Source organism: Bradyrhizobium sp. Kon56 (assembly GCF_055807635.1).
Genome location: NZ_JBVVOU010000268.1, coordinates 1 through 324, shown reverse-complemented (window position 1 = coordinate 324; position 324 = coordinate 1). Strand labels below are relative to the sequence as shown.

Annotated in this window: 1 protein-coding gene; it reads left to right on the top strand. The window is 57.4% G+C overall.

Features of this window, described 5'->3' with window-relative positions; translation table 11 throughout:
- Positions 1–246: hypothetical protein (locus AC0L3B_RS38925; RefSeq protein WP_473383006.1), on the top strand; the 246-nt coding region annotated here is incomplete at its 5' end.
- Positions 247–324: the final 78 nt, after the last annotated feature.

Genomic DNA, 324 nt, shown 5'->3' with positions numbered 1-324 from the left:
CACGATGAAGGCGGTAGTTCGGCCACCGAGGAGACGTTGTCGTCCTACTTGAGTCGACTACGCAGTGAGAGGATTTCACTGGCCACCAGTGCAGAGGCCAACACCCATTATTTTTCCTTGCTGGCCGCCTTGCACCTCAACAAAGCCGACTATCTGCGCAGAAAAAACAGGCTGACCAGTGAAATATCCGCTCACCGTGCAAGCTCACCGACGGCAAGTGCTGCGGTGCGCAGACGCAGGCCATGAAAGACAACGTGGCCGGTTAACGGTGGCGCATGAACGCCTGGTGCAACTCGGCCACTGTTTCAAAGTGGCAGGTCGGCG